19 protein-coding genes and 6 pseudogenes are annotated in these 24,489 nt (G+C 60.7%); 13 read left to right on the top strand and 12 right to left on the bottom strand.

The genetic code is table 11. From position 1 onward, the window contains the following. Positions 1-409 precede the first annotated feature (409 nt). The 5 genes and pseudogenes from GWG65_RS36950 to GWG65_RS36930 all read left to right on the top strand — a co-directional run. Positions 410-1,500 (top strand): annotated as a pseudogene (locus GWG65_RS36950) (IS3 family transposase); the annotation flags it as partial. Positions 1,501-2,052: 552 nt separating this feature from the next. Next, positions 2,053-2,673 (top strand): helix-turn-helix domain-containing protein, encoded by a 621-nt coding sequence (locus tag GWG65_RS36945; protein WP_275200323.1) that lies wholly within the window; start codon positions 2,053-2,055, stop codon positions 2,671-2,673. 54 nt (positions 2,674-2,727) lie between these two features. Next, positions 2,728-3,114: a transposase gene (locus tag GWG65_RS36940; RefSeq protein ID WP_275200322.1), complete on the top strand. Its 387-nt coding sequence runs from the start codon at positions 2,728-2,730 to the stop codon at positions 3,112-3,114. Between the two features lie 307 nt (positions 3,115-3,421). Beyond that, the gene (locus GWG65_RS36935) at positions 3,422-3,571 is read left to right on the top strand and encodes a hypothetical protein (protein ID WP_275200321.1); all 150 of its coding nucleotides are present in this window, start codon (positions 3,422-3,424) and stop codon (positions 3,569-3,571) included. Between the two features lie 53 nt (positions 3,572-3,624). After that, entirely contained in the window at positions 3,625-4,446 is an 822-nt protein-coding gene (locus tag GWG65_RS36930; protein WP_275200320.1) for a Crp/Fnr family transcriptional regulator, read from the top strand. A 356-nt stretch (positions 4,447-4,802) separates the two neighbouring features. On the opposite strand, the gene GWG65_RS36925 is transcribed toward GWG65_RS36930, so the two are convergent. After that, a complete protein-coding gene (locus tag GWG65_RS36925; protein WP_275200319.1) occupies positions 4,803-5,042 on the bottom strand; it encodes a transposase domain-containing protein in 240 nt (79 codons plus the stop codon). A 255-nt stretch (positions 5,043-5,297) separates the two neighbouring features. Between GWG65_RS36925 and GWG65_RS36920 the strand changes: the two genes are divergently transcribed. The 4 genes from GWG65_RS36920 to GWG65_RS36905 are packed head-to-tail and all read left to right on the top strand — an operon-like array spanning position 5,298 to position 7,096. Then, positions 5,298-5,489, top strand: a complete 192-nt coding sequence (locus tag GWG65_RS36920; protein WP_275200318.1) for a hypothetical protein — start codon at positions 5,298-5,300, stop codon at positions 5,487-5,489. Continuing rightward, positions 5,470-6,126 carry a recombinase family protein gene (locus GWG65_RS36915; RefSeq protein WP_275200317.1) on the top strand — a complete coding sequence of 219 codons (657 nt, stop codon included), beginning with the start codon at positions 5,470-5,472 and terminating at the stop codon, positions 6,124-6,126. Before GWG65_RS36920 ends, GWG65_RS36915 begins: the two co-directional genes overlap by 20 nt. Beyond that, positions 6,033-6,809: a recombinase family protein gene (locus tag GWG65_RS36910; protein ID WP_275200316.1), complete on the top strand. Its 777-nt coding sequence runs from the start codon at positions 6,033-6,035 to the stop codon at positions 6,807-6,809. Before GWG65_RS36915 ends, GWG65_RS36910 begins: the two co-directional genes overlap by 94 nt. Next, positions 6,752-7,096 (top strand): tyrosine-type recombinase/integrase, encoded by a 345-nt coding sequence (locus GWG65_RS36905; RefSeq protein WP_275200315.1) that lies wholly within the window; start codon positions 6,752-6,754, stop codon positions 7,094-7,096. Before GWG65_RS36910 ends, GWG65_RS36905 begins: the two co-directional genes overlap by 58 nt. Here the strand turns inward: GWG65_RS36905 and istB are convergent. After that, entirely contained in the window at positions 7,093-7,839 is a 747-nt protein-coding gene (gene istB / locus GWG65_RS36900; RefSeq protein ID WP_342760704.1) for an IS21-like element helper ATPase IstB, read from the bottom strand. The two genes, GWG65_RS36905 and istB, sit on opposite strands and share 4 nt — an antisense overlap. A 104-nt stretch (positions 7,840-7,943) precedes the next feature. Between istB and istA (GWG65_RS36895) the strand changes: the two genes are divergently transcribed. Together istA (GWG65_RS36895) and GWG65_RS36890 are read left to right on the top strand one after the other, a co-directional pair. Then, a complete protein-coding gene (gene istA, locus GWG65_RS36895; RefSeq protein ID WP_275200314.1) occupies positions 7,944-9,494 on the top strand; it encodes an IS21 family transposase in 1,551 nt (516 codons plus the stop codon). 17 nt (positions 9,495-9,511) lie between these two features. Beyond that, positions 9,512-9,802, top strand: a complete 291-nt coding sequence (locus GWG65_RS36890) for an ATP-binding protein (RefSeq protein ID WP_275200313.1) — start codon at positions 9,512-9,514, stop codon at positions 9,800-9,802. A 27-nt stretch (positions 9,803-9,829) separates the two neighbouring features. Here GWG65_RS36890 and istA (GWG65_RS36885) read toward each other — a convergent pair. Then, a pseudogene (gene istA, locus GWG65_RS36885) lies at positions 9,830-11,557 on the bottom strand (IS21 family transposase). Between the two features lie 130 nt (positions 11,558-11,687). Between istA (GWG65_RS36885) and GWG65_RS36880 the strand changes: the two are divergent. Next, a pseudogene (locus tag GWG65_RS36880) lies at positions 11,688-11,813 on the top strand (IS630 family transposase); the annotation flags it as partial. 31 nt (positions 11,814-11,844) lie between these two features. Here the strand turns inward: GWG65_RS36880 and GWG65_RS36875 are convergent. Beyond that, positions 11,845-13,189, bottom strand: a pseudogene (locus GWG65_RS36875) (IS5 family transposase). Positions 13,190-13,348: 159 nt separating this feature from the next. Between GWG65_RS36875 and GWG65_RS36870 the strand changes: the two are divergent. After that, a pseudogene (locus GWG65_RS36870) lies at positions 13,349-14,049 on the top strand (IS630 family transposase); the annotation flags it as partial. 326 nt (positions 14,050-14,375) lie between these two features. Here GWG65_RS36870 and GWG65_RS36865 read toward each other — a convergent pair. The 8 genes and pseudogenes from GWG65_RS36865 to GWG65_RS36830 form a co-directional block, all read right to left on the bottom strand. Beyond that, complete coding sequence (locus GWG65_RS36865; RefSeq protein ID WP_275200312.1) at positions 14,376-15,260, bottom strand: 3-keto-5-aminohexanoate cleavage protein; 885 nt, start codon at positions 15,258-15,260, stop codon at positions 14,376-14,378. A 184-nt stretch (positions 15,261-15,444) separates the two neighbouring features. Next, a complete protein-coding gene (locus GWG65_RS36860) occupies positions 15,445-16,452 on the bottom strand; it encodes a 3-hydroxyacyl-CoA dehydrogenase NAD-binding domain-containing protein (RefSeq protein WP_275200311.1) in 1,008 nt (335 codons plus the stop codon). Positions 16,453-16,545: 93 nt separating this feature from the next. Next, on the bottom strand, positions 16,546-17,016 hold the full coding sequence (locus tag GWG65_RS36855) for a thioesterase family protein (protein WP_275200310.1): 471 nt from the start codon (positions 17,014-17,016) through the stop codon (positions 16,546-16,548). A gap of 268 nt (positions 17,017-17,284) precedes the next feature. Next, positions 17,285-19,189, bottom strand: a complete 1,905-nt coding sequence (locus tag GWG65_RS36850) for an ABC transporter ATP-binding protein (RefSeq protein ID WP_275200309.1) — start codon at positions 19,187-19,189, stop codon at positions 17,285-17,287. Continuing rightward, complete coding sequence (locus GWG65_RS36845; RefSeq protein WP_275200325.1) at positions 19,189-20,040, bottom strand: ABC transporter permease; 852 nt, start codon at positions 20,038-20,040, stop codon at positions 19,189-19,191. The genes GWG65_RS36850 and GWG65_RS36845 overlap by 1 nt, the downstream gene beginning before the upstream one ends. An 11-nt stretch (positions 20,041-20,051) precedes the next feature. Beyond that, a complete protein-coding gene (locus GWG65_RS36840) occupies positions 20,052-21,008 on the bottom strand; it encodes an ABC transporter permease (protein WP_275200308.1) in 957 nt (318 codons plus the stop codon). A gap of 65 nt (positions 21,009-21,073) precedes the next feature. Beyond that, on the bottom strand, positions 21,074-22,732 hold the full coding sequence (locus tag GWG65_RS36835) for an ABC transporter substrate-binding protein (RefSeq protein ID WP_275200307.1): 1,659 nt from the start codon (positions 22,730-22,732) through the stop codon (positions 21,074-21,076). 815 nt (positions 22,733-23,547) lie between these two features. After that, a pseudogene (locus tag GWG65_RS36830) lies at positions 23,548-24,356 on the bottom strand (CoA ester lyase). Positions 24,357-24,489 lie beyond the last annotated feature (133 nt).

Here is a 24,489-nt window from a genome sequence, read left to right as displayed (position 1 = left end):
TCCAGGGCGACAAAGCGCCGGAGGCTCTGTTCATTCAGAACAGGGGCCATCTCCCGATAGCGCTTCCGCGCGGCGCGCGCCTGAGCGGCTCGAATCATCCCACGACGCTACGTCGCGCGACTCATCATTGTGAATCCCACGCAAAAAATCCTCGCGATCTGTGGCAATTATGACTCAGTTGTTTATGGACGGGCCCTAAGGCTCAACCTTACCTTACTCACTATGCATGAAAGTCAGTTGAGAATCTAAAGAGCAGCCACCTGAGTTTGGTGGAAATGGGCGGGGAGGCCGCAGCCCTCGCATTGCAGGCCCCCGCGCGGCTACGCGATCTTTTAAGTGGCCCCCGGAAATAGGACCAAAAGTTAAGGTGTGAAGCGTCCTGCTCTGTCTCAACCGATGGAGTACGGATATGACCAAGTCACGCAAGAAGTTCGATGCCGCATTCAAGGCCAAGATCGCCCTGGAGGCCCTGCGCGAGGTAGCGACGGTGCCGGAGTTGGCGAAGCGGCATGGCGTTCACCCGAACCAGATCTATGGCTGGAAGAAGCAGGTTCTCGACAACGTGGCGAGCCTTTTCGCGCGCGGCGCGAGTGCCTTGGCGGATGGCGAGGAGGAGCATGAGCGCGAGACGGCGAAGCTCTATACCAAGATCGGCCAGTTGACGGTTGAAAGGGATTTCTTGGCCAGGAGGCCCGGGCGATGAGTGTCCCCGAGCGCAGGGCGATGGTCGAGCGGTCTGGCGAGAATTTGTCGGTTCGCCGACAATGTGCGCTGCTGAATCTGGCGCGTTCGGGCGTCTATCGTCCCGGGCCGGTCACAGGCGCGGACGATCTAGCGATGATGCGGCGGATCGACGAGTTGCATCTGAAGTGGCCGTTTTACGGCTCGCGGCGAATGGTGTTCGAACTCAACCAGGCCGGCCACGGCATCAACCGCAAGCGCGTGCAAAGGCTGATGCGCGTGATGGGGATCGAGGCGCTGGTCCCGCGTCCCGGCACCAGCAAGGCGGCGCCCGGCCACAAGATCTATCCCTATCTGCTGCGCGGCGTCAGCATCACCGAGCCCAATCATGTCTGGGCCAGCGACATCACCTATATCCCGATGGCACATGGCTTTCTGTATCTGGTGGCGATCATCGACTGGGCCAGCCGGGCGGTTCTGGCTTGGCGCTTGTCGAACACGATGGATGCGGGCTTTTGCCTCGCGGCGCTCGACGAAGCGCTGGCGCGGCACGGCACGCCGAGAATATTCAACACCGATCAGGGCGCGCAGTTCACCAGCGCCACCTTCACCGGCAGGCTGGAGGCCGCGGGCATCGCGATTTCGATGGACGGACGCGGTCGTTTCATGGACAATATTTTCATCGAACGGTTGTGGCGCTCGATCAAATATGAAGAGGTGCATCTGAACGCCTATGCTGACGGGCGCGAAGCGCGAGACGGCATAGGATCGTGGATGGACTTTTACAATCATCTCCGTCCGCATCAGGCGATGAACAACCAATTCCCCATGGCATGGCGTGCCGGGATGGACCAGATCGAGGCGGCCAAGACTGTGGATATGCCGCTTCGCTTGGACAACGCAAACGCGTTGCCCACATACCCACAGCAGACGCAAACGCAGCAGAAGAAAGCTGCCTAATTTGAACGACAAGGCAGGCGCGATCACACCTTAACTCCCGCGATCCTTGGTCCCAGCTTCGGGGTCCACTTCACTTCACGACGAGATGCGATTGCGGCAAACTTGGTGGTGGTCCCTCCGCAACTACTATGTTCAGCTAAGTTTGGTCGCGCGCAAGCACGAGCCGCTTTTCAGAATTGGTTCAGCCCGGAGCAGCAGGATCCGCCGTTCACCCCGCAACCGCGTTTCGTGATCGTGCCTCTGACTGTCTTGACCTCGGGCCAACTAAGAAACAAGTTCGCAGCAGTCTCGAACGCGAGGCCGACGCTCAGCCCTGGACTAGACGATCGATTCCATGAATTTGGCGGTCATGGAACGGGACGTTTGTTTGTGGATTCTTCGTTTGCGATTGACTGAACGAGGAGTTTCATCATGGCAGGATGGCGGCAAGCGGTCGAGTTGGCGATGACCGATGAGGAGATTGAAACGTTGACGGCTCTTTCGCGGTCGAGGACTGAACCGGCGCGCCGGGTGTCGCGGGCCGCGATGCTGCTTGCCTACCGCGAGACCCCGTCGTTCTTTGCGGTGGGACGAAGACTTGGCGCCCATCATCAGACGGTCCAGCGCTGCGTCGAGCGGGCGGTGGCCGATGGCGCGCTGGCGGCGCTCGACGAGCGCCCGCGACCGGGCAAGGCGCCGGTGATCACGCCGGCGGCCAAGGCCTGGCTGGTGTCTCTGGCGTGCGACAAGGCCAACGAGCATGGCTATCCGCACGAGTTGTGGACGACGCGGCTGCTGGCCCGCCATGCCCGCGAGCACGGACCAGAGGCCGGACATGAATGTCTCGCCCGTCTGGTTCAGGGCACGGTGTGCAAGCTTCTCGGTCAGGAGGAAATCAAGCCGCACAAGGTGCGCTACTATCTTGAAAACCGCGATGCCGAGTTCGAGCAGAAGATGGCGGAGGTGCTGTATGTCTATCGCGAGGTCCAGGTCCTGAAAAAAACCGCCGCCCGGTCGAAGAAATCGGACAAGCCGGTCGCGATCGTCTCCTAAGACGAGAAGCCGGGGATCCAGGCCATCGCGACGACAGCGCCGGATCTGCCGCCAGTGCCGGGCGTGCACGCGACCTTCGCGCGCGATCATGAGTACAAACGTCACGGCACGCTCAGCCTGTTGGCGGGGATTGACCTGCTCACCGGGAAGGTCCACGCGCTCGTCAAAGACCGCCACCGCAGCCGAGAGTTCATCGAATTCCTCAAGCTCCTCGATGCCGCCTATCCGGCCAGGACCGCAATCAAGTTGATCCTCGACAACCATTCCGCACACATCTCGCGAGAAACCAGAGCCTGGCTCGACACACGACCGGCAGGCCGCTTCCAGTTTACCTTCAGCATTCACGCCCAAGCACGGCTCCTGGCTCAACCTCATCGAGGGCTTCTTCTCCAAGTTCGCCCGCTCCGTCCTGCGTCACATCCGGGTGACATCAAAATATGAACTCAAAGAGCGCATCATGGCCGGAATCGACGACGTCAATCGCCATCCCGTCGTCCATGCCTGGTCCTACAAACTCGCCGACGCCGCCTGATATGATTCGAACCAAGAAAACGCTGACCTAGTCTCGATTCGAACTCTCATCAGGCAAGTACTTGGCGCAAACCTCCGAGAAGCGCTGGAAAAGCCGGCAAGAAGCTTCAATAAAGCCGGTACCGCGACCGCAGGTTCAGCAGCAACTTTGAAGAGTTCTCTTTCGCGATGGCTGCCGCAATCGCGTCGATGAGTCCATCATGCGATTGATTAATGCATGGTATGGCGCGCCGGCATGGTCAACCAAAGCTTCACCGACATGACCCGCAAAAAAAGCGCCCTATCGCAGAATTTAATCGCGAAAAGGCAGTTGATTGCACAAATCCGGCTGGAAGGGACGCGTAAAATTACAATCAATAGTCCGTGAATGTCAGCGACGTTGACCGGGTAAGATATGCCTAGCAGGAGACGGACCGCTCTATGACCAACCAGGTACCCGCCGTCGTCGAAGCGCTTGAGGGCTCCAGAGCAGCGGCTCTCAAGCCAACGTGCGATACCCATTCGATACTTCACCGGCCCGCGGCGCGCTCTAGTACGCGGCGCTTTCTGAAAAACGAGATTCTCGCGAGAATTCCCCTTCAAGAACTCGGGGCAATAGGGGAGCTCCTTGAGCCGATCGCTCTGAGAGAACGCATGGTGCTGCAAGAGCCCAAAAGGCAATTTGATTATATCTATTTTATGGAGTCGGGTCTCGTCTCGCTGAGAATTGCGGCGGCGGGAACCATCCTTGAAACAGCAGTGATAGGACATCGGGGCGCCGTGGGGGTTTCGCTCCTAGTGGGAGCCCATCCTGCGACCCATCAATCTGTTGTGCTCTTTCCCGGAAACGCGCACAGGATTCGCGTCGAGGATCTGCGACGTGTGATGCGCGAGCGCTCTGAAATCCGAGAACAGGTTCTACGGTACGTTCAAGCACTAAGCTTGCATTGTGCTCAGACAGGGTTATGTGGCGTTCGACACGATCGTGAAAAGCGGCTCGCGTGCTGGCTCTGTTTGGCAAGTGATGCTCTTGATGCTCCTGTGCTTCCCGTTACGCATGACTATCTTTCCTCCGTCTTAGGACTGCGCCGCGCCGGCGTAACGGAGACGCTAATCCGGTTCGAAGATCAAAAACTGATTCGCAAAACGCGCGGCGTGTTGCAAATTGAGGAGCGCTTGCTCCTTGAGCAGAAAGCGTGCAGTTGTTACAAGCTTATTTCAGGCGCTTATGCCTCAACTGAGCCGGTTAACTTCAGCGATTGATGGAGCAGTGCGGGGGGCGTAAGGGTCTGGCTCCCTCAGCGATTCTAGAGACGCCTTTGCCGGCAGACGTGTCCGATTTCCGTTTGACATTGAATGCTCGCGCCCGCGTTGTCGGCGACTTCGCGATCCAGGCCAATTCCTCGGCGTAACAAGTCGCAGCTGGCGGTGGAGAGAGCCCGCTTGGCGCGAACTCGTGCAAATCGTCCTCGGCGCGCAAGAACCCGGCAATCCGTGCGACATCGTATCCACCAATTCCGGATATCGGGCGTGGCAGCGGACCGCAAGAGATAACACAGCCTGAATGCAGGATTGCAGCGCGACAATCAGGATGGAAGGTAAGCGCTTTGATGATCCCCTTAAGGACTTGGGGTTGACGCCTTTCGGAATCGCCAGGGCATGAGGTCTTCGATCTGGCTTTGGGGGTGACCGTCGATGATCGCCGTGAGGGTTTCGGTGAGGTAAGCGACGGGGTTGACGTCGTTGAGCCTGCACGTGGCGACGATGGATGAGAGCAGCGCCCAATTTTCGGCTCCGATCTCGGAAGCAGCGCCATAATGCCGGGAATCTGCCGTTCGATGTTGTTGTAGCCTATCCATTCCACCCGCTCGTTGGTCAAACCGTTCTTGTGGTCGGTGAGCAGGAACATAACGGCATTCGCCACTTTTTAATCCGGCAGCCGCATGACGGAACGCTCCACGTTCCAGACTGGATGGTCACCCCACAAGCCGGTTCGACTGTGATTGTTGCCACACCCCGGATTCCGCTTAAGGCCCTCCTTGAGCTTCGCGCCATGCTCGATCATCTCGTAGCCTCTTCTGTGGGGGATTCCACCCCCGAAGGAGGAGATGCCAATGAAGATCCCGCTGCGGACGCAATCGGATCTGTTCGCTATCGCCGTACCACCGCCCGAACTGTCGGACGAGGAGAGGCTGAAGGCAATAGCGCTGTTGCGGTGTCTGCTCGTCGAAGCGGTAATCACGCCAACGGCCGGGCAGCCGGTCCAAAGCCTCGCGGAGGTGCGCGATGAGCAAGATCAGCGCTGAGCACCTTTGCCGCGACGCCATCGTCTACATCCGCCAGTCGACATCCTACCAAGTCGCGAACAACCTGGAGAGCCAGCGGCGCCAATATGCCCTCGTCGACCGGGCTCGCCAATTGGGCTGGAGCGATGTGCAAATCGTCGATGATGATCTCGGCCGATCTGGCGCCGGCACGGCTCGACCCGGCTTCGAGAAGCTTTTGGCAGCAATTTGCGAGGGTCGGGTGGGCGCCGTTGTTTCGCTGGAGGCGTCGCGGCTCGCGCGCAATGGCCGCGACTGGCATACTTTGCTTGAGTTCTGCGGGTTAGTCGGAACACTGATTGTCGATGAAGACGGCATTTATGATCCGCGGCTCGTCAACGACCGCCTGCTGCTCGGACTGAAAGGGACGATGTCGGAGTATGAGCTAAGCCTGCTTCGCCAACGTGGAATCGCTGCTCGAGACTCCAAGGCCCAGCGCGGCGAGTACCGCTTCATGCTCCACCTGGATTTTGTTGGAGTGAACTTGGCAAGATCGAGATCGATCCCGACGAACATGTGGCGGGAGTGGTTCGACTGGTCTTCACGAAGTTCCGCGAGCTCGGCAGCGCCCGGCAGGTCTTTCTTTGGCTGCGCGCCGCCGACATCAAAATGCCAGTGATCCTGAGGAACGTTCAAATCTACAAGCTCAGCTGGAAGGCGCCGGCCTATCACACGGTGATGCAGATCCTGCACAATCCGCTCTATGCTGGCGCCTATGCGTTTGGCCGAATCGCTCAGAAGACACGGATCGTGGACGGTCGCGCCCGCAAGGTCAGCGGGTTCAAAAAGCCACGGGAGGAATGGAATGTTCTCCTGCGCGACAATCATCCCGGCTATATCTGTTGGCAGGAGTACGAAGATAATCAGAAGCTGCTGTTGGAAAACGCGCACATGAAGAAGAACTGCTCGCGTAAATCGGCGCGCGGGGGACGCGCACTTCTGACCGGCTTGATGCGGTGCGGACGCTGCGGGCGGATGATGCGTGTGTTCTATGGCCAGGCCAAGGGGAATGCCCATCGTTGTCAATGCCGCGGCGATGACGCCCATGTCGGTGCAGGCTTATGTATCGGTATCGGCGGAGTGCGGGTCGATCGTGCAGTCGCGCTGCAAGTCCTTGAGGCCGTCTCTGATCGGGCTGTTGAAGCAGCGATCTTGGCGTCGGACCAGGTTGAGCGCTCGAGAAAAGAGATCATCGCTGCCGTCGAACGAGAGCTACGGCCGATGCGTTGCATCGGCTGCGCAGCATGGCGAAGGGACCTGATCAGCAGCATGTCTTCGTCAATCGCCACGGCCACCCACTGACGCGCGACGGCATTGCATACATCCTCAGCAAGCACGCATCGGCGGCCGCGGCGCAGGATCGCCCAACGCTTGTACGCAAGCGGATAACACCCCACGTGCTGCGCCATAGCTGCGCGGTGGCGCCGCTGCAGTCGGGCACCGACGTGACCGTTATCCGCGACTATCTCGGTCATACCAGCGTGGCCACGACCGGGCGGTACATTGCGACCCCGGACGGTCAGTTCAAATTCCCCCAGGTGTGGTCGGTCAAACTCCTCCACCCTGAAGCAAGACACGGATGGTTTTAGTTTGACTTTGTTTCCCGGGCAAGAGTTTCGGCGGCATGCTTGAGACGATAGCTGCGACCGTCGAACTCGAGCAGATGACAATGGTGCATCAGGCGATCGAGTATGGTCGTGCTCATGGTGTTGTCATTCAGGTAGGCCCCCCAGTCCTGCACGACACGATTGGAGGTGACGATGACGCTGCGGTGCAATTTGTAGCGCTGATGGATTAGGGCCTGCAGCAAGGCGCCGGCATCGTCGGGAATCGTGCGGGAGAGGAAGAGATCGTCCAGCACGAGGAGATCGCAGTCGATGATGTTTCGCAACCGGACCTCGCGCTGCGCGGCGGGGCTCAGGGCGTGGCGTTGGAAGAAGTCATCGGTCTCGATATACTGGACCTTGTGGCTCTGCCGGATCGCCTGATAGGCAATCGCCTTGGCGATGTGCGATTTCCCGGTGCCAGGTTTGCCGATGAGCAGTGCGTTTTCGCCGGCGGCGATGAACGCCAACGTTTGGAGCTGGAAGCAGGCCTGGCGCGGCAGTTTTGGATTGAACGACCAGTCGAACTCGGCGAATGTCAGCTTTTCTTCGAGACCGGATTGCTGGTAACGGCGCTCGATGAGGCGAGACTGACGACGATCCAGTTCGTCCTGCAGGATCAAGGATAAGGTCTCGAGAAAGGGCTGGTTGGTGCCCTGCGCCTGCAGCATGCGTGTTTCGGAAATTCCAGGACACCGATTTCGGTAATTCGCGGACAGCGATTTCAGTAATTCCGGGACAGGGATTCCGCTAAATCGCGGACAGTTGCGGGGTGGTTTTCGGGAGCGCCGTTCAGGCAATGTTCCCTCTCAAGCTGAGTTTGAGAGGGGCAATGCCGAGACGGAAGCAAGCGAAACGAACCACTGTGAAAGACCTACGATCGATCCTTAGGCTAACGTACGAGCAGGGCCTGTCGGTTCGGGCGATCTCGGAACGGCTGCAGATCAGCAAGACCTCGGTTGCCACCTATCTGCTGCGGGCGCGTGAAGCGGGCTTGAGCTGGCCGCTGCCGCCGATTTACGAGAGCGAGGCGGCGTTACAGCGGGCCTTGTTCCGGCGGGTCGGACGGCCCCCGCAGGACCTGAGCGAACCTGAGTGGCCGCGGGTGGCGCAGGAGCTCAAGCGCAAGGGCGTGACGCTCACGCTGCTTTGGCAGGAATACCGGACGGCCCATCCGGACGGCTATGGGTACACCTGGTTCTGCGAGAAATTTGACGCTTATCGGCGCCGAGCGAACCCAACCTTCCGCCACCGCCACGCGGCGGGTGCGGTGATGCAGACCGACTATGCCGGCCCGACGCTGGAGGTGATCGATCCGCAAACCGGTGAGATCCGTCAGGCGCAGATATTTGTCGCGGTACTTGGAGCCTCGTCGCTGACCTTCGCTATGGGGAGCTTCGGTCAGCGACTTCCAGATTGGATCGAAGGCCAGACCTGTGCCCTGTCGTACTTCGGCGGAGTTCCCAAGGCGATCGTGTGCGACAACTTGAAGGCCGGGGTCGTCAAGGCGTTGTGGTTCGAGCCGACGCTCAACCAAACCTTTGCCGCCATGGCCGAGCACTACGACACGACGATTTTGCCGACCCGCAGTCGCAAGCCGCGCGACAAGGGCAAGGTTGAAGGCGCGGTGCTGATTGTCGAGCGCTGGATTCTGGCCCGGCTGCGCCATCGGCGGTTCTTCAACCTGACCGATCTCAATACTGCAATCGGCGAGTTGCTGGAGGATCTGAACGATCGGCCGATGCGCCATGTTGGCAAATCCCGCCGGCAGTTGTTCGAGGAGATCGAGCGCACCGCGCTGGCGCCGCTGCCAAGCGAGCCATTCGAATACGCCGAGTGGAAAACCGCCAAGGTGCACCCGGACTATCATGTTGAAGTCGACAAGACCTTTTACTCGGCGCCGCACCGGCTGATCGGCCGCCAGGTGGACGTCCGGCTCACCTATCGGGCTGTCGAGATATTCCAGGATCACACGCGTGTCGCGAGCCATGTGCGCCGCTCTCAGCGTGGCGGCCATGTCACCGTGAACGAGCACATGCCCAAGGCCCACCAGCGTTACGCCAATATGACGCCGGCGAGCCTGATCAAGATGGCGGGGCGGATCGGCGTCAACGCCGCCATTTTGGTCGAGCGGATGATGCGTGAGCGCCCGCATCCCGAGCAAGGTTATCGTTCCGCCATGGGGATCATCGCCCTGGCGCGGCGCTACGAGCGCGATCGGCTGGAAGCGGCTTGTGAGAGGGCGCTCGCCATCAACGCGATCAATTACTCCTCGGTGAGCGCCATCCTCAAATCCGGGCTCGACCGCGCGAACCCTGCCGCCGAGCCCATTAAAGCCACGCCCTCACACACCAACATCCGTGGCGGCGCCTATTATCAATGAAGCAAAGGAAGATCGTGATGCTGACCCACCCGACCCTCGACCAGATGCAGGCCCTTGGCCTTGCCGGAATGGCGGCTGCCTATCGGCAATTGGCCGAACAGGACAATGCCGCCGATCTCAGCCGCGACGAGTGGCTCGGCTTGATGCTCGATCGCGAAGCCGCCATGCGCGCCGACCGGCGCCTGACCAACCGACTGGCCGCAGCCAAGCTGCGCTTCGTCGATGCCTGCATCGAAGATGTCGACTTCGCGTCCCGCCGCGGTCTTGACCGGCGCAACACCCGCAGCTGGCGCAGGGTGCCTGGCTGAAAGCTCATGTTTCCGGCATGGTCATCGTCATGTGATTGGGTCTCCGGTTAGGGGGTGAGAAGCCGCGGGAGCGCTCGTGGCGCCGGAGCTGGCCGGGGTTGCGCAGGCGCCACGAGCGCGGATTGCGGTGGCGACGTCGTCGCTGTTCTCGCAGGCCATCGTTGCCGCGGCAGCGCGGCTGAACAGTTCACCGTATTCCGCGGCGGGACGGATCAGCGGATGATCCTGCGTGAGCGGCAACGCAAGCTGTGGCGCTGCCGTAACCTGCTCGAGCGCCTGTTCGAACAACCGCTGGACGGTCGCGCGCACGTGCTTGTAACGGTAAATGCGGTTGCCGATGGCGTGAGCGCCGGCCTGTTCGACCAGCCGGGCAGGATACTTCCGGCTCAGCCCGACAATGCCCCACATCGCGCGTTGTCCGACCCGGCCTTCGGTGTCGAACATCTGCTGGCACAGCGCCTTGGTTTGCGGGCCGATGCTGCCGGCGCTCGACAGCAGGAAGGCGGTTTGCCGCGACGGATTGAACGGGCGTTCGTTGTTCGGCAGGACGACCGAACCGGGGCGCGCCATCCGGGAATGAATGCGCAGCAGCGCCTGGGTGCGGTGGTCACGGATCTCGATCGTCGAGGTGTAGATCCGCACCACGACCTGGCTGCCAATGGGCGCGGGCCGCGCAGCGTAATAGCTACTATCGACGCGCACGGTGGTATCGTCGCAGACGGTCCGGACAACCTCGGTGAAGATGCGGAAGGCAGCGACAGGCAACGGCCGCAGGTGCGGCTTCTCTTCCTGGAACATCGCCTCGGCGCGTGCGGCCGTGGATGCGTTTGGAAGCCCAGTTCTCCTCCCAATGCCTCAAAAACTCGTTCTGGGCTTCCAGCGTCTCGAAGCGCCGTCCGGCCAGCGCGGTGCCCTGAGTATGTTGGATCGCATTCTCGACGCTTCCTTTCCGGTTGGGGTCAGCCACGCGGGCGGGATAGGCGACAACCCCATAATGAGCGAGCATCGCGCCGTAAATCGGATTGAGTTCCGGCTCGTACAGGTCGGGCTTGAGGACGCCTTCCTTCAAATTGTCCAGCACGATGTAACTCGGGACTCCACCAAAATACCGGAACGCCTCTTCATGAAGCTGCGCCCAAACTTGCTAGCTGGATTTCCAGACCACCCGCCGGAAGCTGCGCCGCGAGTAACGCAGCGTCATCACAAACAGCCGTGGACGGCGGTAGCGGCCGCTGTTCGGATCAACCGTCAGCGCGCCCTCGCCATAGTCGACCTGGGCCTCCTCGCCGGGGAGGAACTCAAGACGATCAAACTGATGAGGATCGGTGTGCCGCAACGTGCGGACAAACCGCTTGACGCTCTCGTAGCTGGCCGCAAAGCCATACTGATCGACCAAATCCTGATAAACCGCCTGCGCGTTCCGCTTCAGGCGGACCTACTGTTCAATCCACGTCCGATGCGGTTCGCAGGCCGAGCCGCTGGTGAGCGCCGTCCCCGACACCTCAATAGCCGGTGGTCGGGTGGGGGAATTTGGTTTTCCCCATCCTGCGAGCCGGTGGTCACCCCGGGGGAGTTTGCCTCCGCAGCAGCCAGCAGCGTCCGGTACCGGCGGATCGTCTTGCGGTCCACCCCCGTCAGCTTCTGGATCTGACGCTGGCTGGTCTGACGATCAAGTAACGTAAATACAGTGCTTTGCAGCTGTGGTTTCAAGACGTTCAACTCCCCATCCCCTTCTCGGTTGAAGGGAACGAAAATAGACGTCCTGCTTGACCGGCCGCTGTTCTGCAGCTTTACCGGCGGTCAGGTGGGGGAGTTCCAGGTGACCATACCTGGGGGAGTTTGACCGACCGACCGGGCGACGAAACCTGCAGATGAAGCGCGATGCGCTGCAGACGTTCTGGAAACACGCAGGGCGCACGAGAGCCTGTCGCGCGAGACCGTGCGCCGGCGCCTGGCCGAGAACGATCTCAAGCCGTGGCGCAAGGACATGTGGTGCGTTCCCCAGGTCGATGCGGATTAGTCGTCCGTGAAGAACTCCGATCTCAGACTGGATTGAACGAAGGTCCGGGGAAGAGTGCGGTCAGGATTTGGCGCAACAAGATGCTGAGCCAGCGGATGAGGCGGCGGAAGTTGTAGCCGGCGGCGGCGAGGACGGCGTTGGCTGCGTCGCCGCGACGGAACCAGAGATAATTGCGGCCCATGCGGTGCTCGGCTTTGAGATGGCCGATGACGGGCTCGACCGGCCGACCTGCGGCGCAGTTCACGCTTGATCTTGGGCGTCACCCCTCGCTTCTGGCCGGAGATGAAGACCCTGAGCTTGTGATCGGGCGGCGCATTGTGGCCGCGATATCCCCTGTCGGCGAGGATGCGGGCGATGGTGTTGCCGATGAGCGCCTCCATGTCCGGGATCACGGTGGCCAGCGTGTGACCGTCATAGGGATTGCCGGGCAGAGACTTCACATGGGTGACGAACTGGCCGCCCTTGGCGTGGCCGATCGTGGTCGCAACGGAGACTTTGACGCCGAACTCGTAAGGCCGATGGGCCTTGCCTTTGCCGATGCATTCGACCTCCGGCGCGTGAAGGGAATAGACCTTCGGCCCGCGTTGACGTTGCTGCTGCTCGCGCACGCGCCGCGCCAGCGCCAGCAGCTTTGCGAACGCCGCTTCGAGTCCGCTGTTACCATCGATCTTGCGGGCGATGTCGCGGATGACGCGGCCGAGATAGGTTCGCAGCGTCTTGAGCGCCCGGTTGGCGCGCTTGAACTGCTTGGCGTGGGCATAGCGCTGATGCCGGATCAGGGCGAACTTGCCCACCCGCGCATAGGATTGACGCAAACTCACCCGATGGCGCTGCGCCAGCCGCACCAGCTTCTCGCGCGCCCGGTTCAGAAGCTTCGCATCGGTGGGGAACGTCACATTCTTGGGCTGAACCGTGGTGTCGACGATCACCCGCGACAGCTCGGACGGCTTGATCGCCTTGGTTTTGGTGGCAACCGACAGGCTCTCCTGGACCAGCGCTTGCAACCGCTCCTCACCCATCCGGTTGCGCCAGCGCGTCAGCGACGAGCGATCGAACACCAGCCGGTGCTGGAAAAACTCCTCGCCACAGAAGTATTGGTAATAGGGGTTCTCGACCCACCGCTCGCACAGCACTTCATCGGAGAGGTCGTAGGTGTGCTTGAGGATCGCCAGCCCCGCCATCAAACGCGTCGGCAGCGGCGGTCGGCCGGGATCATCGGTGTAAACCTCCCCGAAACGCTCCTCCAGGAACCCCCAATCCACCGTCCGCCCCAGCGCCACCAGCGGATGTTTCATGTCGATGATCTGATCGAGCCGGGACCGGAAAAGGTCCTGCTCTCCCGTCTCGCTCTGCTCCCGTGGCCGCATCTGATCCCCCCGCCAAAACAGTCCCAGGCGAGTGAATCACAAATTAAGTTTGCAAGGAATCCCGCTCCAAAGGCCTGTTTTCCGGCAAATCCAGTTACGGCAAAATGCCGTTTCCGGATTCCAAATCAACGGCTTCGGAATTCTTCACGGACGACGGATTACGTCGCCCGCACGGAGGACGTGCTCGATCTCTATGCCGAAGCGCCCGACCCGAAGCGGCCGGTAGTCTGCTTCGACGAGCGCCCGATCCAGCTCATCGGCGAGGTGCGCCAGCCGATCCCGCCCAAGCCGGGCCAGATCGAGCGCTACAATTGCGAGTACCGACGCAACGGCACTGCGAACCTGTTCGTGTTCATCGACGTGAACCGCCCTGGCGCAAGGTGAAGGTCACCGAGCGGCGCGCCGCGGAGGACTTCGCCGCCTGCATGCGCGAGCTCACCGACGTTCATTATCCCAAGGCGGAACGCATTCGCGTGGTGCTCGACAATTTGTCGACTCATTCAGCCGGCGCGCTCTATCAGACCTTCCCGGCTGATGAAGCCCGACGCGTGCTGCGTCGATTGCAGTTCCACTACGTTCCTAAGCACGCCAGCTGGCTGAACATGGTCGAAATCGAAATTGGCGTCCTGGCCCGCCAATGTCTCGATCGCCGCATCGACAGCTACATGCGCCTCGTCACCGAGACCGCCGCCTGGGAAAAACAGCGCAATGCGAACCGTGCCCGCATCAAGTGGATGTTCACAACCGAAAGGGCCCGCGCCAAAATGGGCCGTGCCTATCCAAAACCTGCTGCTGCATCAGGTCGCCGGCAAATAGTCAAAACCTCTATGACGAGACGACTAGCAGCGCATCGTATTTGATCTCGGGATTTTAGGTGAAGAGACTATCGGCACGCATCCGAGAGACCGCTGGTGTCTGCCAAGTGGCTCTTGCAGCGCGACAGCCAGGATGGAAGTGCGCCTCTCATTCAGTTTGCCGCGCTACACGACCTCGCATCCAGCCGAGGCGCCCCTCATTGACCTGCCTGGACATCCGCTCGTGAGGTCCACGGTAGGCCGGACGTTGTGGCGCGGTTCAAGACAGACGCATGACGCATATTGCGCTCCTCCCGACGACGATGCTTATTGAGTTCGTTCATTCAGGTGGACGCCGGCCCGGCGCGGTCCCACGCTGGATGCGATAGCAATTATCCCCGCTTTTCGACCCCGAGAATTGCCCTCGCTTCGACAGGTGTGGCGACGCTCGCGCCCATACGCTCAATGATCCCAACAGCATTGTTGACGAGCTCGGCGTTGGTTGCTAGCACGCCACGCCGCAGATAGATATTGTCTTCCAATCCTACGCGGACATGTCCGCCCAATGCCACTAACTGTTCGACCATTGGCATTTCGTCGGCACCGCAGCCGAATCCACCCCAGACCGCCGCTGAAGGCAGAAGCTCTCGCATGGCCTGCAGAGCAACGGGAACAGCGGGAGCACCATTGGGAGTGCCGAGGCAGAATTGGAAAATGGGGGGAGCCTCGATTATATGTTCTGATATGAGCTTTTTGGCAGTCTCAATGTGACCTAGATCGAAGCACTCAAGCTCTGGCTTGACTCCGGCTTCCCGCATCAACTTCGCAAGCTCGCGCAGATCCGACATACGCGCAACAAAAATCTGTTCCCCGAACGCCATCGTGCCGCAATCTAAGCTGCTAAGCTCCGGTTGCAGTTTGACGGTATGGAGACAGCGCCCCATAGGATTCTTAAGTGTGGTTGCGGTGCCGATCTTTATCGGGTCGACGGAATCGAGTACCAGTTCGCCGTCCATTCCACAGGTCAAGTTGATGATGACATCGGTGGACGCGTCCCGAAGCCTCTTGACGACCTGTTCATAGAGTTCAAATCGGTTCGATGGGAGTCCTGTGTCCGGATCGCGAACGTGAATGTGGACGACCGCAGCCCCGGCTTTCGCAGCCTCTAACGCTGCATCCGCAATCTGCCACGGCGTCTTTGGAATGTTTGGATGCTTCGCAAGGACCGCAACATTTCCACCGGTCACCGCACACGTGATGATGACTTTCTGGGACATCAAGAACTCCTATGTTAAGACCCTGAGGGCCGAGCCACAGACGGCGTTGGACGAGTAAATGGTGCGACGTCCTTGCTATCACCAGCGGTAGCGAACGCGTCGAATGCACGAGTGTGCTATTGTCGCCGTTACGGCGTGGTCACGACCACCTTTCGGAATAAAAGCCATTTTCGCGGGCGTTCGTTTAGATGCCGTGTCCCGAAAGGCCCGCACGGCGCTGAGCAAGGAGTGTCTCGATCACCATGCGGTCCCGCGCCGAGGCGAGAGCGGCTTTGTCGCGGTCAGCTGACATCGCGCGGCAGCCCTCTTCCATTGCTTGAATAAGCTCAGGCGTGAACTTTGGTGGCTCAACGTGGGAAAGAAACCGCTCGCTGCCGAGATGGAAGCGCTCGAAATAGGCGCCGATGCCAGCGACAGTCGCCATGTGGCGCACCATGCAAGGCCCGATCGCCGTCCAACGTGGGGCGAGAGCCTGAACGATTGCAGCATCGATCTGCTGGGGCGTCGCGTGGCCTTCAGCCACGAGGTGCATAGCCTCGCGCTCCAGCGCGGCCTGCAGATGATTTGCGATAAAGCCTGGTATCTCGTGATCCATGCGGATAACGACCTTTCCGATCGACTCATAGAACGCCTCCGCCGCGGCGAGCGCCTCTCCACTGGTATAGGGTGCACCGGCAACCTCCACGAGAGGAATCAGATAAGGCGGGTTGAACGGGTGCCCCACGACTAGACGCGGAGATGGCGACCTGTCGGCTTGAAGCTCGGTGATAGTGAACCCGGAGCTGGAAGTGGCGATGACCACATCAGTCGGCACATGGAGTTCAATCTCCGCATAGAGATTTCGCTTCAGTTCGATCCGCTCGGGGGCACTCTCTTGCACGAAATCTGCCGTCGTGACCGCCTCTAACGCGGTCCTCGCCCAGCTCAAGCTGCCGCGATCCTCGGCGCGCGCGCCGAGGCGCTCCAAGGTCGGCCAGGCCGTCGTAAGAAGTTCATCGAGCCGCCTCTTAGCTTCTGGCGCTGGGTCCCATACAATCACGTCGAGCCCGCGCGCGAGAAAGAGTGCGACAAACCCGCCGCCGATCAGTCCCGTCCCAAGACAGGCGACCCGGCGGATGTGATCAGGTCCGCGAAAGACGCTCATAGCCTCAGACTCCATCCGGCCGAGCCGGCTTGCCTGGTGGTTGTTCATCGGTGAGTCCTCTCTGGCATCGGGAGTGCACGAAGATCCTCCCGCCGATGCTTCGGCGAGCAGCGCCGCCGCGCACGATGGTGGAGCGCCCGCTCATCGGGCCGGCGCACCTGCGATGAGAGACGCCACGCGGCCGACATTCCGTGGCGGGCTGGCACCCTGGCCGCCCCGCGCTTGCCGGAGGCGCTCGAAGATCTCGGGGCAGAACGGCTCAACCTTCCGGCTCACCACACCGACGTTGAGCTGAAGCTGCTCCGCCGTCGCCGCCAGCGCACCATTGCGGTCGTCTGTCATCTCTTGGTGGAGCACGAAACGCCTAACGTCGAGATCAAGGATGCGCGTGGCGACCGTCAGGCTTCCTCCGGCAAGGATCTCGCGACCGTAGGTGATATGGACATCGCCCGTAAAAACGGAATGCCCTCCAGCGAGGTAGGACAGGTCAAACCCCAAGTCTCGCAACGCGAGGTCGCCGGCATCTGAAAACACCTCGAAGTATGTGCGGGCATTCATGTGCCCGTTCATATCAAGCCAAGGTGTCCGAACGTGACAGCGGTAGATGAACATCGCTTCCTCCAGGCACTTCGCTCGGCCGCTCAATGCCTAACTTCCGGGATCCGGCCGGCTCTCAGTGGGTCGGTGATGACATCGAGGTTGCCTTCGGCCAATGGACAAAGCGTGAAGCTTTCCGCCGTGCAGCCGCTGCGGTCGGAGGCGAGCATGGCCAAATTCTGCACTAAATTCCTCGACCGACGTGCGTGGCGCCGAATGAAGATTTCCGCCCGTAATTCGACTACCCATTCCAAGACCCTTGTGTCTGAAATTATTTTTACGGTTACCAGGCGATTAGCTGCGCACCGCGTCCGGGACCGAAATCACGCGGTTCACTGATTTCGGGTCGCCCGGATATTTCGTTCGCGTCCCTTTGCGCGGCAAGCTCGATTAGCTCCGTTTCCGTGCGCTGGCAGCGGATATCGGCCCCCTTCGAGAAGCGGCGCAGCGGCGTCGGCTCAACATCGCAGCGGCCGGGGATACGCAGTGAACAGCGCTCGAAGAAGCTACAGGCCGCTCCGGCGCGGCGCACGATGCCGCCTGAGGCCTCCTTCAAAACGGTTTCGCTGATGCCCTCGAGCCAACCCTGGCGCAGCTCCGGCACCGAGGAAATTAGGAGCTCCGAATAGGGATGCAGCGGGCGTTGGCACAGCGCGCCGCGTGTCCCGTGCTCCATTATCTGCCCGGCGTAGAGGATCATGACCTCGTCGCAGATCGCCTTTACCGTCGACAGATCGTGGCTGATGAAGAGGTAGGCGATGCCGAGTTCGCGTTGTAATTCGACAAGAAGATCGAGAATTGCGGCACCGACAACCGTATCTAACGCAGAAGTTACCTCATCGCAGAGAATAAGGCTCGGCTCTGCTGCGAGAGCGCGGGCGAGGTTGATACGCTGCTTCTGCCCGCCCGAGAGCTCGCCTGGGTAGCGCTCGGCCATCGTTGCCGGCAGACGCACCATCTCGAGAAGCTCGGCGACCCGGCGCGCACGCCGCGCCCCGCGGAGTCCGTGGTAGAACTCGAGCGGGCGACCGAGGATGCGGCCAATCGGGCGCGCCGGATTGAGCGCAGTGTCGGCCATCTGGAATACGATCTGGATGCGGCGCAGCTGGTCGCGCGTGCGCGCTGCGGCGCTCTTCGGTAAGGCCACGCCGTTGAGCTGGACCTCGCCGCGCGCTGCCGGCAGGAGACCGGCGATGACGCGTGCGAGCGTGCTCTTGCCAGAGCCCGATTCGCCGATGACGCCGAGCGTAGTGCCGGGGCGAATAGCCAAGGATACATCACGCAAGATAGGTACCGCCGGAAAGCCTTCGCGGTCACGCGCGCCATAACCCGCGACGATGTTCTTTACCTCGATGACGGACGCTGCGGCCGTTCCACTCGCTTGCCGGGTCACCGCGCGCGCCTGCGGCTCGGCGGCGGCAAGGAGAGTCCTGGTATAGTCGCTCTTCGGCGCGGTCAGGATGTACTGGGTCGCATTCACCTCCTGGATCGCGCCGTCGCGCAAGACGATGATGCGGTCGGCCATCTGCGCGACTACGGCGAGATCGTGCGAGACGTACACTGCAGTCCTGCCGCGCTCCTTGATCGCCTTCTTGAAGACGCGCAGCACCTCAATCTGAGTCGTCACGTCGAGTGCGGTGGTCGGTTCGTCGAAGATGATGAGCTTCGGGTCGGTGACAAGCGCCATCGCCGCGAGTAGGCGTTGCAGCTGCCCCCCCGAGACTTGGTGCGGAAAGCGCGTGCCCAGAAGCTCTGGATTGGGCAGCCCCAGTTCCCGAAACAGCGAGACCGCCTTGGCACGTGCCTCGGCCGGCGCCATGACGCGGTGGATCTGCGAGCTCTCAATCACCTGCTTCAGGAGCGGCTTAGCGGGATTGAATGAGGCCGCCGCGCTCTGCGGGACATAGGCGATGTCTCGGCCCCGCAAGGACGACAGCTCGCGCTGGGTGAGTGAGAGGATTTCGCGCCGATCGAAGGTAACCTTGCCGCCGGCGATGCGGGTGCCGGAACGGGCATAACCCATCAGCGACAAGGCAATCGTCGTCTTGCCCGAGCCGGATTCGCCGATGAGTGCGATGATCTCACCAGAGTTCACCTCAAAGCTGACGTCGTTGACAATGACGTTCTGCTGGCCGCGCCCGTCACGCGCGGTCACGCGCAGCCCTTCGACCTTCACCACCGGTGCCATCAACGTTCTCCAGTTGAGGACCAGCGGCCTGGCAGATTGTCGATTACGAGATTGATACCGATCGTCAGCGTCGCGATCGCGAACGACGGCATCACCACCGCGAGCGCCCCATCGGCGAGGCCGTTGATGTTCTCGCGCACGAGCGAACCCCAGTCGGCGTTCGGCGGCTGTATGCCGAGGCCGAGGAAGGAAAGGCTCGAGAGGAGCAGAATGGCGAAGACGAAGCGCAGGCCGAAATCTGTAAGCACGGGGCCGAGGATGTTCGGCAGGATCTCCTCGCGGATAAGGTAGGCGGTACCTTCGCCCCGGGCGCGCGCCACCTCGACGAAGTCGAGCGCGTTAACGTTGACTGAGAGCGCGCGCCAGATGCGGAAGGCGCCAGGCGTGTAGATCACGGCGACCGTGGCGATCAACACCGGGATCGAGGAGCCGAGCGCCGCGATAACGACGAGCGCCGACATCTTGCTTGGGATCGAGATTAACATGTCGAAGAAGCGGCTGAGCACCATGTCGACGGCAGAGCGCGAAACCGCGGCAAGCATGCCGAGCGTGCCGCCCATCAGAATTGCGAGGAAAGTCGCGGCAGCGGCGACGCCGATTGAGTAGCGTGTGCCGACGAGAATACGGCTCAGGACGTCGCGGCCGAGATAGTCGCTGCCAAGCGGCAGGCCCCAGCGCATCCGGCCGAACAGGTCGTTGTCAATCAGCGCACCGACGTCATGCGGCGCGATGTAAGGTCCAATGATCGCCATCAAAACCCAGAAGGCGACGATGCCGGCACCGATTATGCCGGCGAGCGGCAGTCGGAGACGGCGGCGCGCTGAGGCAGGCGCTTTTTGGGCCGCGATCATATGATATGAACTCACCTGTAACGAAGCCTCGGGTTGGATAGGACGCCAGCGATATCGGCAAGGATGACAAGGAAGAGATAGGCGGAGCAGACGATCATCACGCAGGCCTGCACGACCGGCATGTCGCGGTTGGAGACGGCATCGACCAGAAGACGCGCGAGGCCCGGATAGCCGAAGACGATCTCGACGACAACGGTGCCGCCGAGAAGGTACGACAGGCTAAGCGCGACGGCGTTCGCGATCGGGCCGATCGCGTTCGGCAACGCGTGCGTTAGCACCAGTCGAATCGGCCGCGCGCCCTTCAGCACCGCCATTTCGATATAGGGCGACCGCAGCGTGTCGATCACCGCGGCGCGCGTCATGCGCATCATCAGCGCGATCAATACGCAGCTCAGCGTGAACACCGGCAGCGCGAACTGGTTGAAGAATTGGTTGATCGACACCATTCCTGCCGCGTAAGACAGTGCCGGAAACCAGCGCAGGTTCACGGCGAAGATGATCACAGCGAGGGTCGCGATCAGAAACTCCGGCATAGCGACCACCGACATTGTGAGGAAGCTCGCGGCTCGGTCGAAGAAGCTCCCGCGCCAGATGGCGGAAGAGATGCCGAGCGTCAACGCGATTGGTACGGACACCACCGCGGTCACCGAGGCGAGCATTAGCGAATTCGGCAACCGGCTCGCGATGAGCTCGGTGACAGGCAGGTTGTTAGCCAGCGAGCGGCCGGCGTCGCCGGAGAAAATCCCAATTAACCAGAGGAAGTATCGGATATGGGCCGGGTAGTCGAGGTGTAGAGCGTGCCGCAGGCCGGCGACCGCCTCGGGTGTTGCATTTTGCCCGAGCACCGCCTCCGCGACGTCTCCCGGTAGAATCTCGGTGCCAGCGAACACCGCCATCGAGACGAAGCCGAGCGTCAGCATCGCCATCGCAATTCTGCTCGCCAAGATACGAACCAACGCTGCATACATAGCCGCCGTCCCAGTGCTATCGCGCCGACGCGCGCGGCGCTCCTCCGAGGATGTCGCGATGACAGTCACTGGTCAAGCCAAATGCTTTCGGCGAAATTGTACCCCATCAGGCTGCCGGTCGGGATGGGCCGCAGGCCCTTCAGATTGCTGACGTGCGCGTCGAGGTAGCTCGCGAACACTGGGATGCATACGCCGCAGCTGTCGTGAACGAGGCGCTGCATCTCGCCGTACATCTCGCGACGCTTATTGGTGTCACTCTCAGCGCGAGCCTCGATCAGGAGAGAATCGAAGCGTTCGTTGCTCCAATGACTCTCATTGTACGCCCCGCCCCCCTTGAAGAACAGAGTGAACGTGATATCGGCACCCGCTTTTTGGGGGACACTGCCGAAGAACATCGGGTCTTTCCCCCAGTGGTTCGTCCAATACCCGTCGGACGGCACGCGCTGTAGGTTGAAGTTAAGTCCGATCTGGCGACCGCTTTGCTGCAGGAGCTGTCCGAGCTCTTCCGAGTTCGGCGCGGCGGGTGAGACGACAAGCGGGAAGGTCTGGTTGGCGAAACCCGAGCGCTGCAGATGAAAGCGGGCCTTGTCAAGGTCGAAGGGACGCTGCGGCAGGCTCGGATCGTAAAACCGGTTGGTCGGATCAATCGGCTGGTCATTCGCAATCACTGCGAAGTTCTGGTAGACGACGCGGCGGATCTGCTCGCGATTAAACATGTGCTTCACCGCCAGCACAAAGTCTGGATTCGATCCAGGCACCTGATCTACGCGGATACCGAGTTCGTGGTAGGCGCCAGACCTCGTCTCGAAGAGAGCAAATTTTGGCGCGGAGATGACGCGCTGCGCCGAGCGCGCGTTGATCTGGCTGACCAATTGTACGTCGCCCGCGAGTAGTGCGTTGACTCGCGCCGGCTCGTCCGCAATCCCGAAAAGCTCGATCTCGTCGAGATATGGCTTGCCGGGCTTGAAGTACTCGCTGTTGCGCACGGCGAGCGAACGCACACCCGGCCGGAACTCCTGGCACTTGTACGGGCCAGTGCCATTCGCCATGCGAAATTCGGCGGCGCCATCCTTGACTATCGCGAATTGCCAGAGACCCAAGATGAGAGGCAGGTCAACATTCGGACCACTCAGGCGAATGCGCAATTCGTGCGGTCCGGTCGCAGCGATCTCGTCCATAGGGGCGGCAAGGCTGCGCACCGCCGACCCGACCGCCGGATCCTTGTGGCGCTGCAGAGAGTAGACGACGTCGGCGGAGGTGAGTGGCGAACCATCGTGAAAGCGAACGTCGCGCCGCAGCTTAATGTTCCACACGGTCGCGCGCTCACTTGACCCGATCTCTTCGGCGAGATTTAGCTTCGGGGTCAGGGTCTCGTCAAACGACGTCAACCCATTGTAGAACATATGGACGCGCGAAAAGTCGGCTTGGGTCAAGCCCCTCGCAGGGTCGAGCGACTCGGCAGTGGAGCTCGTAGCTGTCGCGACTTTGATCCTACCGCCGGCGCGCGGAGTCTGCGCCCGCGCAGCACCGGCGAAGATCGGGAGCGTGGCCGCCGTGGCCGACATACCAGCCGCAATGAGGAGCCTCATCACCTCTCGCCGTGAAGCCCCACGACCGAAGGCCTCGCTACAAGGCAGCACCTCCATGTCGGCGATTTCGACCTTCAGTTCGCCTGCTCCTGAATCCGACACCCTCATTCCTCCGCTTCTTGCTTTGCGCAGCATTCCTGGGCCGCTTCTGCCAACCAAGGACTCCCCAGACGGCGCGGGTTGATATCCCTCAAAATAAATTGACACATAGCCTCGGACGTTTTTCGGCAAAATATGTCGGTAATGCGGAGAAATTTGACGGGCCTGACGCTTTGAATGCAGTTTTTCCGGCGCAGGCAGGCTCCAAAGAACTCATGCCAACCAACGCTTCAAAGAGCGCAGCTCCGGCACATCAGTACGCACAAATTGAGCCCGCGTCAGTACGAATGGGACCCCAACCAGGCTTAATTTAATCCGTCTAGAGGCTGTCGCTGTTCAAGGTGCCTGCCCAAATCATTACCGCCGCGTGCCTGAGGTGGCGATCCATCATGCGTTGGTAGACTCTCCAGTAGTGTGCAACTCGTGAACTCGGCCGCTCGAGTAGATGGTTACCTTTTCGTGTTATAACATCTGCGACTCGACGACGGTTTGTCTGCGCCAGCAAGACATTTAAGCCGCAGCCATGATCTTGCACGTCGACACCATCTTTGAAAGACTCGCCATCCGTCCATAAATCGGCACAGCGGCTGCTGTCCTGTTCTGCATAAACCGCTAACGTCGGCAGCCCTAACTCACTCGCGAGCTCTGAAGATCGCGGTCTCAGAGCGATTTGCGACGAGAAGCTTGCCAATCACCTAAGTTGCTAGCGCGAGCAGGGTTATTCACGTCGATGCACTGCGGTGATGAACCGACCGTATTTGCCGGCCACGAATTGGCCGAGTGTGCTCCAAACAAACTCCATGTTGCGCCTATCCCATTGAACTAGGCGCGCTTATGAAATGCGCTGGCTTTCAGCGGAGCTGCGCCGGCCGTGCTCTAGCCAGAATGGATCGAGCACGAACTCGGAGCGGGGCGTCAACCATGACACCATCGACAGCAACTGCGCCTTCGCCGGTCCCAAGTATTCTGTGCCCAGGTGATTTCGTCTGCTTCGGGGCGGAAGCCTGCACAAATCGCATCAATCTGACGTGGATGGATCGCAAGCTTTCCGCCGAACCCAAGGTCACGGGAGTGGCGGGCATCATCTCTTATAAGGTCAGCACCATCGAACGAGATCGTGACGCCATCAAGGGGGGCACTTTTTCCTGCAAGCCGTGAGGCAAGAACCAAACTGGATCGCGCGGAAAGCAAGACTTTGCGCGTGTGGGAGCAACCCATTTCGGCGCAGAAGTCGATGGAGCCAAAGGCTAGTCGCACGATCCCAGGGGATGCAGCAATTTCAAACGCGTTCTTCAGCCCACGAGCTGTCTCAATGAGCGTAATTATGGGTAAGCGCCGTCTCAGCTGTGCGACCAGCCTTAAAAGGGAATTGCCCATTTCAGCTTTGGGGAGAACGACTCCGTCGATGGGAAGAGAAGAGACAAGCGCGACGTCTATGCCACGGTGTCCCCATTCCATTGATACGCATGAGCACGGGACAATCAGAAAAGTCGAGGTGAAGGTGAAGTGACCGACGCGCGCCGTCTTTTGCCTCACGTGGAACACCATCCTCAAGATCCAGAATGATGGCGTCTGCTCCAGACGCAGCGGCTTTCTTGAACCGCTCAGGCCGGTTTGCCGGAACGAAGAGCGGTACCATAAAATTGAGCTCGGAAACCATGAATCCACCTTCACCCTGCAAAATCGAAATTCTACCTCGCTCGGCGGCCTCGCCGGCTTTCTTAATCTGAATTCGCTTGTTTTCTTGCGAAGCACCAGGCGTGGACCGCCTTCGTTTCTCGGGTCGACGCCGA

This window comes from Bradyrhizobium sp. CSA207 (assembly GCF_029051685.1).
Classification (GTDB): Bacteria; Pseudomonadota; Alphaproteobacteria; order Rhizobiales; family Xanthobacteraceae; genus Bradyrhizobium.
The sequence above is the reverse complement of the archived record's forward strand: the minus strand, read 5'-3'. Positions and strand labels throughout refer to the sequence as shown.

Bases quoted from the DNA above. Each gene is read 5' to 3' on its own strand.
- GWG65_RS36945 (WP_275200323.1), top strand. From the start codon at position 2,053: ATGGCAGGATGGCGGCAAGCGGTCGAGTTGGCGATGACCGATGAGGAG.
- GWG65_RS36935 (WP_275200321.1), top strand. From the start codon at position 3,422: ATGGTATGGCGCGCCGGCATGGTCAACCAAAGCTTCACCGACATGACC.
- GWG65_RS36930 (WP_275200320.1), top strand. From the start codon at position 3,625: ATGACCAACCAGGTACCCGCCGTCGTCGAAGCGCTTGAGGGCTCCAGA.
- GWG65_RS36925 (WP_275200319.1), bottom strand. From the start codon at position 5,042: ATGGATAGGCTACAACAACATCGAACGGCAGATTCCCGGCATTATGGC.
- GWG65_RS36920 (WP_275200318.1), top strand. From the start codon at position 5,298: ATGAAGATCCCGCTGCGGACGCAATCGGATCTGTTCGCTATCGCCGTA.
- GWG65_RS36915 (WP_275200317.1), top strand. From the start codon at position 5,470: ATGAGCAAGATCAGCGCTGAGCACCTTTGCCGCGACGCCATCGTCTAC.
- GWG65_RS36905 (WP_275200315.1), top strand. From the start codon at position 6,752: ATGGCGAAGGGACCTGATCAGCAGCATGTCTTCGTCAATCGCCACGGC.
- istA (WP_275200314.1), top strand. From the start codon at position 7,944: ATGCCGAGACGGAAGCAAGCGAAACGAACCACTGTGAAAGACCTACGA.
- GWG65_RS36890 (WP_275200313.1), top strand. From the start codon at position 9,512: ATGCTGACCCACCCGACCCTCGACCAGATGCAGGCCCTTGGCCTTGCC.
- GWG65_RS36865 (WP_275200312.1), bottom strand. From the start codon at position 15,260: ATGTCCCAGAAAGTCATCATCACGTGTGCGGTGACCGGTGGAAATGTT.
- GWG65_RS36860 (WP_275200311.1), bottom strand. From the start codon at position 16,452: ATGAACAACCACCAGGCAAGCCGGCTCGGCCGGATGGAGTCTGAGGCT.
- GWG65_RS36855 (WP_275200310.1), bottom strand. From the start codon at position 17,016: ATGTTCATCTACCGCTGTCACGTTCGGACACCTTGGCTTGATATGAAC.
- GWG65_RS36850 (WP_275200309.1), bottom strand. From the start codon at position 19,189: ATGGCACCGGTGGTGAAGGTCGAAGGGCTGCGCGTGACCGCGCGTGAC.
- GWG65_RS36845 (WP_275200325.1), bottom strand. From the start codon at position 20,040: ATGATCGCGGCCCAAAAAGCGCCTGCCTCAGCGCGCCGCCGTCTCCGA.
- GWG65_RS36840 (WP_275200308.1), bottom strand. From the start codon at position 21,008: ATGTATGCAGCGTTGGTTCGTATCTTGGCGAGCAGAATTGCGATGGCG.
- GWG65_RS36835 (WP_275200307.1), bottom strand. From the start codon at position 22,732: ATGCTGCGCAAAGCAAGAAGCGGAGGAATGAGGGTGTCGGATTCAGGA.